Source organism: Candidatus Cyanaurora vandensis (assembly GCF_013285555.1).
Taxonomy (GTDB): domain Bacteria; phylum Cyanobacteriota; class Cyanobacteriia; order Gloeobacterales; family Anthocerotibacteraceae; genus Cyanaurora; species Cyanaurora vandensis.
In genome coordinates, this window is sequence record NZ_JAAXLT010000143.1 from 1 (window position 1) to 15,542 (window position 15,542).

General features: G+C 55.8%; 16 protein-coding genes and 1 other RNA gene. 11 read left to right on the top strand and 6 right to left on the bottom strand.

Features of this window, described 5'->3' with window-relative positions; translation table 11 throughout:
- Together HFM78_RS09670 and HFM78_RS09675 are read left to right on the top strand one after the other, a co-directional pair.
- A partial coding sequence (locus HFM78_RS09670; protein WP_287129237.1) for a hypothetical protein occupies nt 1-339 on the top strand: 339 nt, incomplete at its 5' end.
- A gap of 37 nt (nt 340-376) precedes the next feature.
- Nucleotides 377-1,552: a 4-hydroxy-3-methylbut-2-enyl diphosphate reductase gene (locus HFM78_RS09675; protein WP_287129238.1), complete on the top strand. Its 1,176-nt coding sequence runs from the start codon at nt 377-379 to the stop codon at nt 1,550-1,552.
- Nucleotides 1,553-1,728: 176 nt separating this feature from the next.
- Here the strand turns inward: HFM78_RS09675 and HFM78_RS09680 are convergent, their stop codons facing one another.
- Nucleotides 1,729-2,013 carry a DUF3067 family protein gene (locus tag HFM78_RS09680; protein ID WP_287129239.1) on the bottom strand — a complete coding sequence of 95 codons (285 nt, stop codon included), beginning with the start codon at nt 2,011-2,013 and terminating at the stop codon, nt 1,729-1,731.
- Nucleotides 2,014-2,120: 107 nt separating this feature from the next.
- Here HFM78_RS09680 and petC point away from each other — a divergent pair, with 107 nt between their 5' ends.
- From petC to ruvA, 7 genes are read left to right on the top strand one after another with little or no spacing between them, the layout of a single operon-like run.
- Nucleotides 2,121-2,675: a cytochrome b6-f complex iron-sulfur subunit gene (petC, locus tag HFM78_RS09685; protein WP_287129240.1), complete on the top strand. Its 555-nt coding sequence runs from the start codon at nt 2,121-2,123 to the stop codon at nt 2,673-2,675.
- A gap of 18 nt (nt 2,676-2,693) precedes the next feature.
- Entirely contained in the window at nt 2,694-3,710 is a 1,017-nt protein-coding gene (locus HFM78_RS09690) for an apocytochrome f (RefSeq protein WP_287129241.1), read from the top strand.
- A 22-nt stretch (nt 3,711-3,732) separates the two neighbouring features.
- The gene (locus HFM78_RS09695; protein WP_287129242.1) at nt 3,733-4,734 is read left to right on the top strand and encodes an NAD(P)-dependent alcohol dehydrogenase; all 1,002 of its coding nucleotides are present in this window, start codon (nt 3,733-3,735) and stop codon (nt 4,732-4,734) included.
- A 58-nt stretch (nt 4,735-4,792) separates the two neighbouring features.
- The gene (locus HFM78_RS09700) at nt 4,793-5,371 is read left to right on the top strand and encodes an NAD(P)H-dependent oxidoreductase (RefSeq protein ID WP_287129243.1); all 579 of its coding nucleotides are present in this window, start codon (nt 4,793-4,795) and stop codon (nt 5,369-5,371) included.
- Nucleotides 5,364-7,205, top strand: coding sequence for a glutathione-regulated potassium-efflux system protein KefC (gene kefC / locus HFM78_RS09705; protein ID WP_287129244.1), 1,842 nt, complete (start codon nt 5,364-5,366; stop codon nt 7,203-7,205). Before HFM78_RS09700 ends, kefC begins: the two co-directional genes overlap by 8 nt.
- A gap of 59 nt (nt 7,206-7,264) precedes the next feature.
- A complete protein-coding gene (locus HFM78_RS09710; protein ID WP_287129245.1) occupies nt 7,265-7,801 on the top strand; it encodes a CPBP family intramembrane glutamic endopeptidase in 537 nt (178 codons plus the stop codon).
- Nucleotides 7,798-8,388 carry a Holliday junction branch migration protein RuvA gene (gene ruvA, locus HFM78_RS09715; protein WP_287129246.1) on the top strand — a complete coding sequence of 197 codons (591 nt, stop codon included), beginning with the start codon at nt 7,798-7,800 and terminating at the stop codon, nt 8,386-8,388. Before HFM78_RS09710 ends, ruvA begins: the two co-directional genes overlap by 4 nt.
- Here ruvA and HFM78_RS09720 read toward each other — a convergent pair.
- Nucleotides 8,367-8,600, bottom strand: coding sequence for a hypothetical protein (locus HFM78_RS09720; RefSeq protein ID WP_287129247.1), 234 nt, complete (start codon nt 8,598-8,600; stop codon nt 8,367-8,369). The two genes, ruvA and HFM78_RS09720, sit on opposite strands and share 22 nt — an antisense overlap.
- A 99-nt stretch (nt 8,601-8,699) precedes the next feature.
- An RNA gene (gene rnpB, locus HFM78_RS09725) (RNase P RNA component class A) lies at nt 8,700-9,059 on the bottom strand.
- 95 nt (nt 9,060-9,154) lie between these two features.
- On the opposite strand from rnpB, the gene HFM78_RS09730 reads away from it, so the two are divergent.
- Both HFM78_RS09730 and HFM78_RS09735 read left to right on the top strand, forming a co-directional pair.
- On the top strand, nt 9,155-9,493 hold the full coding sequence (locus HFM78_RS09730) for an iron-sulfur cluster assembly accessory protein (RefSeq protein ID WP_287129248.1): 339 nt from the start codon (nt 9,155-9,157) through the stop codon (nt 9,491-9,493).
- Nucleotides 9,494-9,514: 21 nt separating this feature from the next.
- The gene (locus HFM78_RS09735) at nt 9,515-10,972 is read left to right on the top strand and encodes a helicase C-terminal domain-containing protein (RefSeq protein ID WP_287129249.1); all 1,458 of its coding nucleotides are present in this window, start codon (nt 9,515-9,517) and stop codon (nt 10,970-10,972) included.
- Here HFM78_RS09735 and HFM78_RS09740 read toward each other — a convergent pair.
- The 3 genes from HFM78_RS09740 to HFM78_RS09750 all read right to left on the bottom strand — a co-directional run.
- Nucleotides 10,948-11,355 carry a resolvase gene (locus HFM78_RS09740; protein ID WP_287129250.1) on the bottom strand — a complete coding sequence of 136 codons (408 nt, stop codon included), beginning with the start codon at nt 11,353-11,355 and terminating at the stop codon, nt 10,948-10,950. The genes HFM78_RS09735 and HFM78_RS09740 overlap by 25 nt on opposite strands.
- On the bottom strand, nt 11,355-13,406 hold the full coding sequence (locus tag HFM78_RS09745) for a S9 family peptidase (RefSeq protein WP_287129251.1): 2,052 nt from the start codon (nt 13,404-13,406) through the stop codon (nt 11,355-11,357). Before HFM78_RS09745 ends, HFM78_RS09740 begins: the two co-directional genes overlap by 1 nt.
- A gap of 966 nt (nt 13,407-14,372) precedes the next feature.
- A partial coding sequence (locus tag HFM78_RS09750; protein ID WP_287129252.1) for a GMC oxidoreductase occupies nt 14,373-15,542 on the bottom strand: 1,170 nt, incomplete at its 5' end.

Below are 15,542 nucleotides of genomic sequence, written 5' to 3' on the forward strand. Positions count from 1 at the left end.
CCCCTACGCCGCCAAGCCTTAGGACCCCGAGTCGACCCCGCTAGTACGACCATCCTTGAGCTTGCACCCCAGTCCACCGAACGACTCCACCTCATGCCAGCCCGTGGTTACCGTTGTCGACTCATCCCCCGGGCTGGCGATTTTACTGCTCGGGCTTACAACCTTGCTCCCAGTGGACCCGACGAACCAACCTATGAACCTGAACCCCTGGCTGATTCCGTGGTAGAGACTCAAGACTTAGTTCTCAAAACGGTTGCTGCCCCGGAAGGTAGCGTGACCGTCCTTGAATTGACCAACCCCGCCGGACTTCCCCTCAACCTCAGCGTTAACTGCAACTGATATTGTTTAGGATGCAATTGTTACCCTAGGCAATCTCATGAGCGACACCTACAACCGCAAAGGTTTTGGTCTCAAGGCTGAAGTTAAACCCCAACTCCAGGCGGCCTACGATTCGGGCCTGATTGCCCAGATCCGCGCCCAAGGCTATACCTATGAGCAAAATGGCATCGTGATTCGGTTGGCGGAGGCATTTGGGTTCTGCTGGGGGGTAGACCGGGCGGTTTCGATGGCCTACGAGACCCGCAAGCATTTCCCGGACCACCGCATCTGGATCACCAACGAGATTATCCACAATCCCCAGGTCAATCGCCATCTAACCGCTATGGGCATTGCTTTCTTGGATGGACCCCAGGGCGAAAAAGATTTTAGTCCGGTTGCCGCTGGTGATGTAGTCATCCTACCGGCATTCGGGGCGAGCATCTCAGAGATGGAACGCTTACGAGCTAAGGGTTGCACGATCGTAGATACCACTTGCCCCTGGGTCTCACGGGTCTGGACGAGAGTTGCCAAATATGAGAAACACGACTTCACTGCAATTATTCACGGCAAATATAACCACGAAGAGACCGTCGCCACCGCCTCCCGTGCCAACTGCTACCTAATCGTGCTGAACCTAGCGGAAGCCCAGTGGGTCTGTGACTATATCCTCCACGGCGGGGACCCCAGCGAGTTCCGTCAAAAATTCCCCCAAGCCGCCGCCCCCGACTTTGACCCAGACCGCCATCTCATTCGGGTCGGAGTCGCCAACCAAACCACCATGCTTAAGGGCGAGACCGAGCGGATTGGGAAACTCTTCGAGCAGACTATGCTCCAAAAGTACGGACCCGCTGCGTTAGAAGAACACTTCTCCAGCCCCGGCGACACGATCTGTGATGCCACCCAGGAACGGCAAGACGCGATGCTCCAACTGGTCGAGGAGCCCCTAGACCGGATGGTCGTCATTGGCGGCTTCAACTCCTCTAACACCACCCACCTCCAGGAAATTGCCATTGAGCGGGGATTAGTGTCCTATCACATTGATGGCCCAGACTGCCTAGATATCAACAACACCCTCTATCACAAACCCCTAGGTCAAACTGAGCGCGTCCGAGTCAGCCCCTGGCTCCCCAACCCGCCCTTACGGATCGGTGTGACCGCCGGAGCCTCCACCCCCGACCGAGTCGTGAGTCAAGTGATCGAAAAAATTCTCCAGACAGCGGAGCAAATCATATGAGGCACAAGAGCCCCTCCGCCCCATACCCTGACGGGACCAGGCTAGTGGAGAACCAAGGCAGAAGAACTCCCTCCTAGCTCCCCTTAAAAAGGGGGACTTAGGGGGATCTCTGCCGCTGTTGAAAGCAAAGCGAATAAGTAACCTCCCGCGCCAAACCCCCACCGCCAAGGAAAAACTCAGTCGTAAACCAGGGGAACAGAGATCGCCTTACCCACCCGAGGCCGCTCCTTAGTTTTATCGAGATAACTCCGCACTTGGTCCGCAACCGCCCATTCATCGAGAACATAGGCCACCCGTTCCAGATGGGCCATGTATTGCTCCTCCGTCATGGCAAAAGAAGCCTGCCCCAGATACCGCCACATCACCTGAAAATAACGCCGGTCCCCCCGGCGCAAGAACTGTACATCGTAGGGATAACCCCACTTCATCTCCAAAATCTGTCGTAATTCCGGTCCAGTCATGGCCTAAAGTTTACACTTCTTCACGATACTAGGAGAACGGGCGTTCTGTTTTCTCGTTAAGATGTGTATGCAAAGTTTTTTAACAAGTCTCGCAGTTGGGGCACGTCATGTCTGAGACCGTTGAAGCTATCCCTCAGAGTCGTCGTCAGTTTTTGAGCCTATTGACCACAGGGGCAATCACCGGAGCGACCGTCGGGGCTTTGTACCCTGTAATTGCTTATTTCATTCCACCAAGTGACGGGGACGGGACGGGCGGGATTGCCGCTCGGGACCGTGCGGGGAAGGATTTCTCTGTGACGGAGTTGCTGGCAAAAGAACCCGCTGGCGGACGCGTCCTCTCCCAGGGGCTTTCGCTGGCAGCCGGGAACGCAACTTATATCGTCATTGATGAGAACAAACAGGTCGCGAAGTATGGCCTCAACGCCGTCTGTCCCCATTTGGGCTGTGTTGTACCCTGGGATACAGGCTTGGGCAAATTCAAATGCCCCTGCCACGGCTCGGCCTATGCCACGGATGGCGGTCTACTCAACGGTCCCTCGCCCTACCCAATGCCCCTGGTCAAGGCGGAAGTGAAGGACGATAAAGTTCTCTTCACCCCTTGGACCGAGAACGATTTTCGCAAGACCGAACTGTACAGCAACCCCGAACCCTGGTGGGTTTAAACCGTAGTTAGGACGACCATGAAAAAGACCTTTTTTGCCTTGACGGGTATTCTTTGGCTAGCGACGACTGCCGCCCAAGCCTTCCCCCAGTACGCCGCTCAGTATGAGGAAGCTCGTGAGTCCTCGGGCCGGATTGCCTGTGCTAACTGTCACCTGGGTTATGCGGAAGCTGAAGCGGAGTTCCCGCAGTCCGTCATGCCCGGTCAGGTCTTTGAGGTAGAGGTCAAAATTCCTTACGATATCAAGGCTCAACAGGTCGTGGGTTACGCCAACGAGCAAGGGGAATACCGAGCAACGATGCAGGCCGGGGCTTACCTAGAGTTACCCAAGGGCTTCCGGGTCGCCAAGCCCGAGGAGTTATCCGCCGAGCAGAAGGCCAAAGTAGACTCTGGGGAATGGGCCGCCGCCACCCCCCTTGATGAACTCGCCGAAGAACCACGCAAAGAAATCCGCCCTAACATCATCGTGGTGGGTCCGGTGGATGCGGAGACCGTGGGCAAGGCCAACAACGTCTTGGTCATCCCGGTCAAAGCCCCCGACCCCGGTGTAGACAAGAACATCTACTTCGGTAAGTACAGCGTCTACATCGGCGGCAACCGGGGCCGGGGCCAAGTCTATCCCGATGGCACGGCGAGCAATAACGCCCAATACAACGCAACCTCAGCCGGGACCATCACCAAGATCACCCCGAACGTACCCATCACCATGGGCGAACAGAGTTACGACAAGGGTACCCTCATCACCTTGAAGACCGCCAAGGGCGACCTAGAAGTCAAAATCCCGCCCGGACCCGAACTTCAAGTGAAAGTAGGCGACACTGTGACCTCCGGTCAGGCCCTCACCAACGACCCTAACGTGGTAGGTGGTGGTTTTGGTCAAGCGGAGAAAGATATCGTTCTCCAGGACCCCCAACGCGTCGTTTGGTTGCTTGTCACCCTAGCTGTAGCCTTTGCTTGCCAAGTGCTACTGGTCCTCAAAAAGAAACAAGTCGAAAAAGTCCAAGCCTATGAAGCGCAACAGCAGGGCTTAAGCTGACCTGATTCAAAGGACTAACTTCATGATCCATGCCTACGCTGCACACAAACCGGGTCAAGCCTTACAACCCTTCGACTACGAGCCCGGTCCTCTGGGGGATGCGGATGTAGAAATTGAAGTGGAGTACTGCGGTATCTGCCACAGTGACCTGAGTATGTTGAACAACGACTGGGGGGTATCCCAATATCCCTTAATTCCCGGTCATGAGGTGGTCGGGACTATTGCCGCTATCGGTCGGTCAGTCCATCATCTGAAGCTGGGTCAGCGCGTCGGGTTGGGTTGGTACTCAAGCTCCTGCATGGTCTGTGAATGGTGTATGTCCGGCAGCCACAACCTCTGTCTGACCGCCGAGGGCACGATTGTGGGCCGGTATGGTGGGTTTGCCGATAAAGTGCGTGCTCACCAAAACTGGGTCATACCCCTGCCTGAAGGTCTCAATCCAGCAACCGCTGGACCGCTCTTTTGTGGCGGGATTACGGTCTTCAACCCCTTGGTCCAACTAGACATCAAGCCCACAGACCGGGTAGGCGTGGTCGGGATTGGTGGGTTGGGTCATATGGCCTTGCGCTTCTTGCAAGCTTGGGGTTGTGATGTTACCGCTTTCTCCAGTAGTGCGGATAAAGAGGCAGAGGCCCGCGAACTGGGGGCTAGTCACTTCATTAACTCCCGTGACCCCGCCAGTCTCAAAGCGGTGGCAAATTCCTTTGACTTGATTCTCTCAACGGTGAATGCTGACCTAGACTGGGCGACCTATGTGGCGGCGTTGCGTCCGAAAGGTCGGCTCCACCTCGTCGGGGCGGCTCCCAGTCCGGTGTCATTACCGATCTTCCCGATGCTCCTGGGTCAGAAATCGCTCTCCGGTAGTCCCCTGGGGAGTCCGGCGACCACCGCCCAGATGCTCGATTTCGCTGCTCGTCATCAAGTGGAACCGATTACCGAGACTTTTGCTTTTAGCCAGATCAATGAAGCCCTTGACCGTCTGCGTAGTGGTAAGGCCCGGTACCGGGTCGTCCTCAAGCATTAACTAGGCCACAGTAAAGCCTGACGTCCGCTATCTTAATAGAAAATGCGGCGGGGGACTGGTGGCGACAAGTCGAGTTCTAATTTTGTTCGCGCATCCGGCTCTAGAGAAATCGCGGGTCAATCGGCAATTGTTCCAGGCAGTCCAGGGTTTAGTGTCCGTCACAGTCCATGACCTTTATCAGGCTTACCCCACCTTTCATATCAATATCCGGACTGAACAGCAGCTACTCCTGGACCACGACGTGGTGGTATTCCAACATCCTTTTTATTGGTATAGCAGTCCGGCTCTTCTGAAAGAGTGGCAGGATACGGTGTTGGAGTATGGTTTCGCCTATGGACATCAGGGAACAGCCCTGCATGGGAAGAAATTCCTCAGTGCGATCACCACGGGCGGCGGCGAACAAGCCTATGGGCGCGGGGGCCACAACCATTTCACGATCCGCGAGTTTCTCGTGACCTTTGAACAGACGGCTCGACTCTGTGGCATGGAATATCTCCCGCCGTTTGTGGTGCAGGGCGTCCATCAGTTAACCCAAGCGCAGATTGCTGACCACGCTGACCATTACCGTGAGACCATCTTGGCTCTACGGGACCAACCGCAACGCAACTACCAACCCGAGACACTGCACCATGGATAATCTATTTTTTCAGGCCTTTATTTACCTGTTAGCGGCGGTCCTGACGGTGCCCGTGGCGCAACGGTTGGGGCTCGGCTCGGTGTTGGGCTATCTATTGGCGGGGGTGGCGATTGGTCCCTTTGGCCTCCAGTTAGTCGGGCAAGAGGGCGAGGATGTCATGCACTTCGCGGAATTCGGCGTGGTCATGATGCTGTTTTTGGTCGGTCTAGAGCTACAGCCGTCGTTGTTGTGGCGGTTGCGGGTGCCGATTTTGGGACTGGGCGGTTTACAAGTCGTGGGAACCGCGCTGGCGGTGGGGGGAATCGGGCTTCTGCTGGGGATGTCTTGGCAGGTAGCGTTGGCGGTGGGGTTGATTTTTGCTATGTCCTCGACGGCGATTGTGCTCCAGACCTTGAATGAGAAGGGTTTATTGAAAACGGAAGCGGGGCAGTCTTCTTTTTCGGTGTTGCTCTTCCAGGACATTGCGGTGATTCCCATTTTGGCTCTCTTGCCACTCCTAGCTAGCGAAAAAAGTCTGGCTGAGACGACGGGTCTCCCCTGGCAGCAAACGTTGCTAGTGATTGGGCTGGTGGGCGGGATTGTGTTGGCGGGACGGTTCTTGATGCGCCCGGTCTTCCGGTTCATTGCCAGTACGGGACTACGGGAGATGTTTACGGCAACAGCTCTGCTTTTGGTGATCGGGGTGGCTCTGGCGGTGCAGGCGGTGGACCTCTCGCCCGCCTTGGGGACTTTTGTGGCGGGGGTAGTGCTGGCGGATAGTGAGTACCGCCACGAGTTAGAGAGTGATATTGAGCCGTTTAAGGGGTTGTTGTTAGGGTTGTTTTTTATTGCGGTGGGAGCGGGGATTAACTTTGCCCTGTTCTTTCGGGAGCCATTTTTAATTTTGGGGCTGGTGATCGGCTTAGTCGTCGTGAAGTTTAGTTTGTTATTGGGGCTGGGGCGGTTTTTTAAGTTGGAATGGTCCGCTAGTTTACTATTTGCTTTTGCCCTGGCGCAGGGGGGAGAGTTTGCTTTTGTCCTCTTCTCCTTTGCGACCCAAAACAACATTCTCACGACCGAGGTTGCGGAACCGCTCATCGTTGTTGTCGCGCTCTCGATGGTGTTTACGCCTCTGTTGATGATTGTGTACGAGCGATTTGTACAACCACGTTTCACTAATTGGTCGGAGGAACGGGAGACGGATGAGATTGACGAAAAAGAGAACCCGGTAATTATTGCTGGCTTTGGACGGTTTGGGCAAATTGTGGGGCGGATGTTGATTGCCAACGGTTGCCGGGTGACGGTTTTGGACATTAACTCTAATCAGATTGATATGCTCCGCCGCTTTGGGTTCAAGTTGTTTTACGGGGATGCCTCGCGGTTGGATCTACTCCATGCGGCGGGGGCGAATCAAGCTAAACTTTTTGTAGTTGCGGTGGATGACCGAGAGAAGTCTATCGCCATTATTGATTTAGTTCAGAAACATTTTCCTCACCTTAAAATTTTGGCACGGGCGATTGATCGTCAACACGCCTACGAGATGATTAACCGCAAAGTAGAAGTCATTGAGCGGGAAACTTTTGGTTCAGCCTTGGAACTCGGGGTGGAGGCTCTACAACTTTTGGGGGTCCGCGCCTATCGTGCCCGTCGGGTGGCTCAGTTATTTAAAGTCAACGACGAACATCTCCTTCATGAGATGGCAAAACTTGAAGGGGATGAAAAAACCATCGCCGCTCGTTCTCGTCAAAACCGAGAGGAGTTGGAACGGCTCCTCCAAGCCGATGACCAAGAATCAGGCCACGAGATTGACCGAGCCTGGGATGTCACGAATTTAATCAAGAATGAGTCTACCTAGCCATGCTCACCCGGCGGTCGAGTTCAGATTAGAGTAGAAGCTAACCTGAGGGCGTTGTTTTGACTCTCACCCGCGAACAGGTCCTCTTTACCCTGGCTACCACTGCCCTTGTCCTGATTGTGGTGGCCCAAACCTGGAGTTGGCTGACCGGGACCGCCTCAGTTCCCACTTGGCGATGGGACATACCAGCTTTGGGGATGGGTGTGGCTTTGGGCTTGGGGTTGAATGGTTTGGGCCTGTTGACCTATTACCTCTGGCCGGGGTTTCAAGAGGCTACAGCAGCTTATTTAACGTTGGTTCTCCGGCCTTTACGGGTCGGGGATATTCTCTGGTTGGGGTTGTTACCGGGCCTGAGTGAAGAGTTTTTGTTCCGGGGGGTGGCTCTGGATAGTCTGGGCTTGGTGGGAAGTAGTCTACTGTTTGGGGGCTTGCACCTTTTGGAGCTACGGCACTGGCCCTACGCGCTCTGGGCTGCCGTGGTCGGTTTCGTCCTGGGACTAGCGATGGTCGGTTCAGGAAACCTCTTGGTCCCGGTGGTCGCCCACATCGTCAACAACTGGCTGGCGGGGCTTTTTTGGTACCGGAGGGCACAGTGATCTTTGCGGTAGCCGGTACGTTGACTCAGGTAATGAGTGAAGGGTTGGTCCTGGAGACTGCCGGGGGGGTCAGTTATCAAATCCATGTCCACAAACGGCTGACCCTACCCGCCGTGGGCGATGCTTACAAACTCTGGACCTACTTAGTAGTACGCGAAGACCAGCAGACGCTTTATGGTTTCAGTGATCTAGGCGAACGGGAAGTCTTCGGGCATCTGCTCAGTGTGAGCGGGGTCGGTCCCCGTCTGGCCTTGGCTCTTCTGGAAACCCTGGGAGCCGCTGAATTGGTTCAAGCAGTGCTAAAAGACAATAGCCGCGTCCTCGCCCTGACCAGCGGCGTTGGCCCCAAAACCGCCCAACGCATCGTTTTGGACCTCAAGGGCCGTCTGGAGAAATGGCAGGAGCGCACCGGGGGCGTGATGACCGCCGCCAGTCCCGTCGCCAATGAGGAAGTCTACCTCGCCCTCAGTGCCCTAGGCTTCACCGCCCAACAGGTCAACCAAGCCCTGACCCAGGTTAGACTGGAGCCCCAAGCCCCGACGGAGCAATGGATTCGCGCCTGTATTCAATTCCTGAGTCGGGAATAGGCAGGGACTAAGGCAGGAACAGGGTTAAGTAATTCTACATCAGTCACACTCAGCCAGAGGGTCGTCACCGCCGAGGTCCGTAACTCGACTTGGACTTGACCTGCTCGAAGCGCGACCGTTTCCACGGGGAAAACACTGTTCACGGTGCAGCGGGGGAACTGAGGGAAGTGTTCGGCGCGGGGCTTAGCGAAGAAGGTCGGGGACTGGGGCATGGCGTTTCATTATTCTGTCCGTGTTTATACTAGCGGCAATCCTGGGACCAGCCGATAAAGTTTCCCTAAAGATACGTGAATTCACGGGATTCCCCCTAGGGGGAGAGGTGGACATAAGCCGGGTTCTGTTCACCCTAGCCCAAAGGCCGGGGGGAGCGTCATCTATCTGGGACGTTGGTTGCCCAACGCCTCAAGCGGCTAGTGGAGGACGGCAACGAGCAGCCATCAGTCCTCACGCCTTGCTCCTGGGCGGGGTTTACCGAGCCAGTACCTCTCGATACTGCTGGTGCGCTCTTACCGCACCTTTGCACCCTTACCCATGGTCCAAGACCAGGGGCGGTATCTTTCTGTGGCACTATCCTCACGCTCACGCGCACTGGGCGTTACCCAGCAGCCCTGCGCGTTGGGGAGCCCGGACTTTCCTCAGGGCCTTAGCCCCGCGACACTCTCGCCACCTCTGTTGGTTATTGTTGCACCCTACCGGGTGCGCCGCCAGCCTAGGACGACTGGGGTTCTCGTTTACAATGGAAGGACTAGAACTGCTGGAGTACAGGATGATCACTGTCACCGATACCGCGCTCGACCAGTTTCGTCGGTTACGCCGCAAAAAAAATGACGAAGAACTGATGTTACGGTTGGGGGTCAAAAATGCAGGCTGCGCCGGGATGTCCTACGACATTAAGCCCGAGCGGACGATTGGCACGACGGACCAAGTCTATGAATATGGGGATGTCAAGGTGTTGGTAGATACTGCCAGTCTTACCTATCTGGATGACTTGACCCTGGATTATTCGGCGGACTTAATGGGCGGCGGATTTCGCTTCCGTAACCCAAATGCCACCCATACTTGCGGCTGTGGGTCTTCTTTTTCCACCACGCCCCCGGCGCCCTAGGTCTGTGATGGCGACAGTCCTATGACGACGACATCCCTGGAAGTCACGGTCCACCGTCGCCTTAAAGAACTATCGCGCCGGCTGCCCCAAGCTCTCCCTTGGCCCCACCAGCTAACGATGGCCCGACTGGTGGCCCGGAGTCTAACCACAGGCCGTAGCGCGTTAATTCAAGTCGCCAGTCAACCCGAATACCGTTTGAGTTATTTACTTCCGGCCCTATCCTGGCCCCAGCCTTTAGTCCTAGCCCTGACCCCGACGGTCCAAGCTCAACTCCAGCAGCAAGACTTGCCCTTGGTCGAGAACTGGGAAAAACCCCTACTTTTCGTCGAACAGTGGCCCCAACCTGATTGGGCCGGGGTGTTAGTGGTGGACCCGGTGGTGCTGCTTAGGGACTTTTTTCGGAGGACGATGACCGTGCCCAAGGGCGTTCCTATTGTTTTTGACCAGACTCAGCACTTAGAAGCTTGGGTGGAGACAGCCTTGGGGGTACGGGTGGAGCCGGCGGACTGGCAGCGGTTACGGTTGAGCTTGCCCCCAGCCCAGGCTGAGCAGGTTCTTCATCAAGTGACGGAACTGGCCCACTATTTACTCACCAATCCCAATCCGACCCAGAGCGTTCCCCAGGACCTGCGCCGTACCCTGGGTGGACTCCTACAAGCAATCCAGCCGACGCTAGAGCCTTGGACGCGGTTCACTGAACATTTAGTCACCGATTGGCCCCTCTGGAGTGCGGTCCACCACCAGAGCGCAAGTTTCACCCTCTACCTCTCGCCGGTCCCAGTGGCGGCAGCCTTAGCCCCGCTCTGGTCTCAGCACCCCGTCATCTTGATTGGCGAGGGACTCGACAGTCAAAAACAGGCCCCGGCTTTCCGTTATCGGCTGGGTTTGGGCGAGATGACGACGGTTCAGTTTGCTCCAGACCGCCATGAAGAAGAGGTGAGTCTATATCTGCCGGACCTGCCGGAGACGAACCATCCGCATTTCGTTGCCCGCATCCTGCCCTTACTCGGTCAATTGGTCCTGACGAGTCCCGGCCCGGTGGTGGTTCTGGTGGATTCCTATGCCCTGCGGCGGCAGTTGGGGACCTATCTGGCGGCGCAGTTTGGTTCACGGGTGGGGGTGGGGCGGGTGCCGACGGGAGCGCGGCCCGTGGTCGTGGCGGACTGGGATTTTTGGGAACAGGGTCCGGGCCTCGACCCGGCTACCCTAGTCCTGGTCAACTTACCCTTCCCGGCTTGGGACCAACCCCTCGTGCAAGCGCGTATCCATGCCCTCAAACAGGAAGGCCGGGACTGGTTCCGCGAATATCTCCTCCCGGTCGCTCTCGGGCGGTTGCAGCGGGGGGTAAATCCGGTGCGGCGGACGAAGGGGTTGGTGGCATTACTTGATAACCGGGTCTCATGGCGCAGTTATGGCGCGGTTTTACTAGAGGGTCTAGCTCCAGCCCGTCGGCTCTACACGCTGGACAAGGTGGACTGAGCCAAAAACCGCTCCACCAGCACGACTGCCACCACATCGTCGTAGGGCGTGGGTACAACTCGCAGACTCCGGGGTAGCCAGCCCTGCCACCGGGCTGGATAAAAATCCCAATAGCGCAAGCGGGCCTCCTGGGAACTGTATCGCTCGTCTACCAGATGTATGGGTAGCTCCGGGAACTCAGTCTGGAGTCGTACTTGCCAGGACCGGCTCCCAGTCTGGTTACCGAGGACTAGCCCTGCCATGCCAAATTCCCGGACCGCCTGAGTAACCCAGGGTAGGGCCTCAGCCATCGGGACCACCGCCCGCACCAAGACCTGCCCCGCCCGCACCGCCGCTAGCCCACATTTCACCGTCCCTGGGTCAAAACCGAGGTAGCACGGCATTAGGAAGTCGCTAACCCCAGCACATCCAGCATAAAAGCGTACTCAAAAGCCACTTCTTTAATCCGTTCGTAACGGCCTGAAGCCCCGCCGTGACCCGCGCCCAGGTTGGTCTTGAGAAGAATGCGGTTCTGGTCGGTTTTCAAAGCTCGCAGTTTAGCAGTCCACTTGGCGGGCTCCCAGTAGCTCACGCGGGGATCGTTGAGTCCGGCGGTGACGAGGAGGTTGGGATAGGCTTTGGACTCAAGGTTGTCGTAGGGCGAGTAGGAGGCCATGTAGTCAAAGAAAACTGGGTCATTGGGGTCGCCCCACTCGTCGTACTCAATCACCGTCAGGGGCAGCGTACTGTCCATCATCGTGTTGACCACATCCACGAAGGGCACTTGGGCAATCACCGCCTTAAAGAGGTCCGGGCGCAGGTTCATCACCCCCCCCATCAACAAGCCCCCGGCACTACCCCCCGCAATAACTAACTGCTCCGGGTTGGTGTAGCCCGTCTGAATCAGATGTTCGGCACAGGCGATAAAGTCAGTGAAGGTATTTTTTTTGTTGAGGAACTTGCCGTCCTCATACCAAGCCCGTCCCAGGTCCTCGCCCCCCCGGATGTGGGCAATGGCAAACACTAGCCCCCGGTCCAGGATGCTGATGCGTTGGGAGGAGAACTGGGGTTCGATATTGATGCCATAGGAACCGTAGCCGTAGAGATAAAGAGGGTTCTTACCGTCCAGAACTAACCCCTTTTTGTACACCAACGAAATTGGAACTAGAGTCCCGTCGGGCGCGGTGGCCTGGAGTCGTTCAGACTGGTACTGGTCCGGGTCGTAGCCGCCTAAGACTTCCGTTTGTTTCTTGAGTTCGCGCTCCCCCGTGGTCATGTCGTAATCAAAAACCGTGTTAGGGGTGATGAGAGAAGTATAACTAAAGCGCAAAACCGTAGACTTAAAGTCAGGATTACTCCCGCCCGACAAAGTGTATACAGGTTCTTCAAAAGGAACTGCCCGGAACTCCTGACGCGCCAAGTCCAAAATCCGCAGCCGTGGTAAGCCCTGCTCCCGCTCAAACACGGCAAAATACTCAGCAAAGACATCAATTCCTTCAAACTTAACTTCAGGCCGATGGGGAATCACATCTTGCCAGTATTCCCGGCCCGGTTGAGTGACGGTGGTGCGGACCAGTTTAAAGTTTTGGGCTTGGTCGTTGGTGACGATGTAAAAATAACCCTCATGGTGTTCTGCTCCATACTCCAACCCCTTGATACGCGGCTGCATCACCTGAAAAGCTTCAGTGGGCGTGTCGGCATTCAAGTAGTAAATTTCATTGGTAATTTTACTGCTTAGGCTCAACAAGAGATAGGCCCGGTCCTTGGTCTGGTCCACACCCAGATAATAGGCTTCATCAGGTTCATGGTAGATCAATACATCATTTTTAAAGTCGGTACCCAGACGATGACGATACAACTGGAAGGGCCGCATGGCTGGGTCAAGGATGGTATAAAAAATCGTGGCGTTATCATTAGCCCAAGCCACCGAAGTATAGATATTGGGGATTTGCGCGAGGATCGCCTCGGTCGCTAGGTTTTTGACAAAAAGAGTATAGGTCTCACCCCCGGTTAGGTCTGTGGCGTAGGCTAATAACTGATGGTCCGGGCTGATTTCAAAGGTACCCAAACTGAAGTAGGCATGACCGAGAGCTAACAGGTTTTGGTCGAGGAGGACTTGCTCAGGCGCGTCTAGGCTCTCTTTTTTGCGGCAGTGAATGGGATAGGCTTGGCCCGCTTCAGTACGGGTGTAGTAGTAATACCCTTCTAGCCAAACGGGTACCGAGAGGTCCGTCTCCTTGATTCGCCCCAAAATTTCTTGGTAGAGCGTGGCTTGAAGCTGGGCCGTGGGGACCATTACCTGCTCAGTGTAGGCATTCTCGGCCTCCAGGTAAGCCAGCACCTCTGGATTTTCGCGCTCCCGTAGCCAAGCGTAGTTATCTAGGTAGGTCTGCCCGTGATAGATCTGGCTCTGGGGAATGGTCTTGGCTTGGGGCGGCAAGGGTGGGGTGGTCATAGGACGGGTAAGTACACTAGACCAATTTTACCTCTCCAGGCTGACAACTCCCACCCCTGCCTACAGTTCTGACCGTGAGCTGTGGTCTATGCGTCTTCAAAACACAAAAAAGCTACGCCTAAACATGCAATCTGTCCGACTGATGCGATGATTACTTGCTTGACGAGTAAGCTACTTTGGCAGCTTGGGTCCTACGAAGTCGAGTTTTTGCTTGCTACAGTTTTACCCAGGCGAGTCATGAAGGAATCCTGATTAACTTTGGCTTTACCAAAGTTAATCAGGTGATAGGAATAACACTAGAGGAAGGGAAGCGTAACTCAGGACTTACGCAGAGCAAGAGGAGTGGGTCGGATAGCGGAGCCGTGACCTGCCCCTTAGCCGATGAGCCTTATTAAACTCGACGACTGCCAATACCGGTTAACTGCCCAGCTCAACTAGACCCTGACCTATGTAGCGGACCATCTCCAGACGTTTAGGCACGATACCCTTCACCGCTATCTCAGCCATGAACCGATGACCCCGCACTTACGCTGGGATAAGGTCAAACACGTTATTTAGCCTTGTGAGCAAGCCTACCTTAGCTTTGATGTACCGTCTTAGAGAAGCGCGATGCGACCTCGATTGAACTCACCCGCCGACCGGATCGTGGTAGTGCCCATGGGGTTATCCGACGTTGGCAAGTGGCGGAGTTTCACGGCGAAATCAAACCCCTGACGGGGCTTGAGGCGTGTCAGTGTCGCAAGGAGCGTAGGCAAGGTAAAACCCTGTCGGCGGTGCGCGGCTGGTGTGGGTAGGCCTTAAAGAGGTCGCCTGGTACAGGCCAGACCATCTATCAACTCCAGCAGGGGCTGCGCTCTGGGTGGTTGATGCAGCAACTGAAGCACCCGGCTAGGCCGATGGCTCTTGCGTAAGTCCTGAACTTATAAATCCCCCTTTTTAAGGGGGGCTAGGGAGGATCTCTTGGAGCTAGAGAACCGCTGCGAAAAAGTGGTCCATGGCCCGTTCTGCTAGCGCGGCAATCGTCAACGAAGGGTTAGTGCAACCTGTAGAGCCGGGGATCAGGGCACCATCTACCACGTAGAGTCCAGAGTAATTTTTGACCTGCCCATAGGTATCGCATACTTTATCCATGACCGCCCCGCCTAAGGGATGACCCGTCGTCGTCGCCCCCGTACTCGTCCCCACCGTACTACCCTTGAGCAGACCCGCCGTGTACCGCGTGGCCTGAAGGAGGGATTGGTTAGCAGTAGTGGGCCAATTTAAACGTACCGAGTCGGTCCGCGCCTGATAGGTAAACTCCCCCTGCGCTGGCGTTATCCCCAGACCCAAGTAATAGAGCGTCCCCTCGGCAATGTTGTAGGAAGGGAAGTTCTCCAGGACGACGGGACCGTAGGGATTATCGAAGTGTTCGACGACGGCTGAGGCTGGCCCGCCTTGACGACCATTGGTAGGCCCACTGAGACCACTCTGGAAGGTCTGTGTATTACCGTTGGTGCCCCAACTTGTCCCTACCGTGGAAGACAGACGCGGCAAGGTCCCCTTAGCGCGGGCTTTAACCAGTAGTTCACTCGTCCCTAGGGAACCCGCTGCCAAAAATAGGTAGCGACAGGAATAGGACTGCTCAGCGACGACCACGCCCCCTTCATCAATTAGGTTACAGAAGACCCGGTACCCCGTCCCCCCCGCTAATTCCTCTAGGCCCGTGACAACCGTCAGGGGTTGAATCGTGACGTGACCCGTACTACTGGCTTGGGCGAGGTAGTTTTTGTCAAGGCTCTTTTTAGCCCCACTATTGTTGCCGTACCAGACTTCGCCGAGGATGGTCGAACCGGGCTTGGACCCGGCAATCTCCTGACGGACGATGTTCCAATCTATATTCAGATCCACCAACTTATTAGGGAGACCCGCCGCCTGAGCCATCGCCATAAAAGTCCGAGTTTGTTGATAGTAACTCGTTGCTAAGATATCTTCAGGAACAGGCGCGGGTTGTAGAACAGCACGGACCCTGGGGTAGTAAATATCCGCCATCTCATTGTAATCAACCGTACTGGGGAAGATTTGTGAGAATAGCGTCCGGGTCGGTTGATAAGTGACAGCGTTATAGACCAGAGAACCACCCCCCACCCCGGCCCCCCG

Excerpts from the sequence above, each read along its gene's own strand:
- HFM78_RS09735 (WP_287129249.1), top strand. The coding sequence starts at position 9,515 with ATGACGACGACATCCCTGGAAGTCACGGTCCACCGTCGCCTTAAAGAA.
- HFM78_RS09740 (WP_287129250.1), bottom strand. The coding sequence starts at position 11,355 with ATGCCGTGCTACCTCGGTTTTGACCCAGGGACGGTGAAATGTGGGCTA.
- HFM78_RS09695 (WP_287129242.1), top strand. The coding sequence starts at position 3,733 with ATGATCCATGCCTACGCTGCACACAAACCGGGTCAAGCCTTACAACCC.
- HFM78_RS09680 (WP_287129239.1), bottom strand. The coding sequence starts at position 2,013 with ATGACTGGACCGGAATTACGACAGATTTTGGAGATGAAGTGGGGTTAT.
- HFM78_RS09730 (WP_287129248.1), top strand. The coding sequence starts at position 9,155 with ATGATCACTGTCACCGATACCGCGCTCGACCAGTTTCGTCGGTTACGC.
- petC (WP_287129240.1), top strand. The coding sequence starts at position 2,121 with ATGTCTGAGACCGTTGAAGCTATCCCTCAGAGTCGTCGTCAGTTTTTG.
- HFM78_RS09745 (WP_287129251.1), bottom strand. The coding sequence starts at position 13,406 with ATGACCACCCCACCCTTGCCGCCCCAAGCCAAGACCATTCCCCAGAGC.
- HFM78_RS09675 (WP_287129238.1), top strand. The coding sequence starts at position 377 with ATGAGCGACACCTACAACCGCAAAGGTTTTGGTCTCAAGGCTGAAGTT.
- HFM78_RS09690 (WP_287129241.1), top strand. The coding sequence starts at position 2,694 with ATGAAAAAGACCTTTTTTGCCTTGACGGGTATTCTTTGGCTAGCGACG.
- HFM78_RS09720 (WP_287129247.1), bottom strand. The coding sequence starts at position 8,600 with ATGCCCCAGTCCCCGACCTTCTTCGCTAAGCCCCGCGCCGAACACTTC.
- kefC (WP_287129244.1), top strand. The coding sequence starts at position 5,364 with ATGGATAATCTATTTTTTCAGGCCTTTATTTACCTGTTAGCGGCGGTC.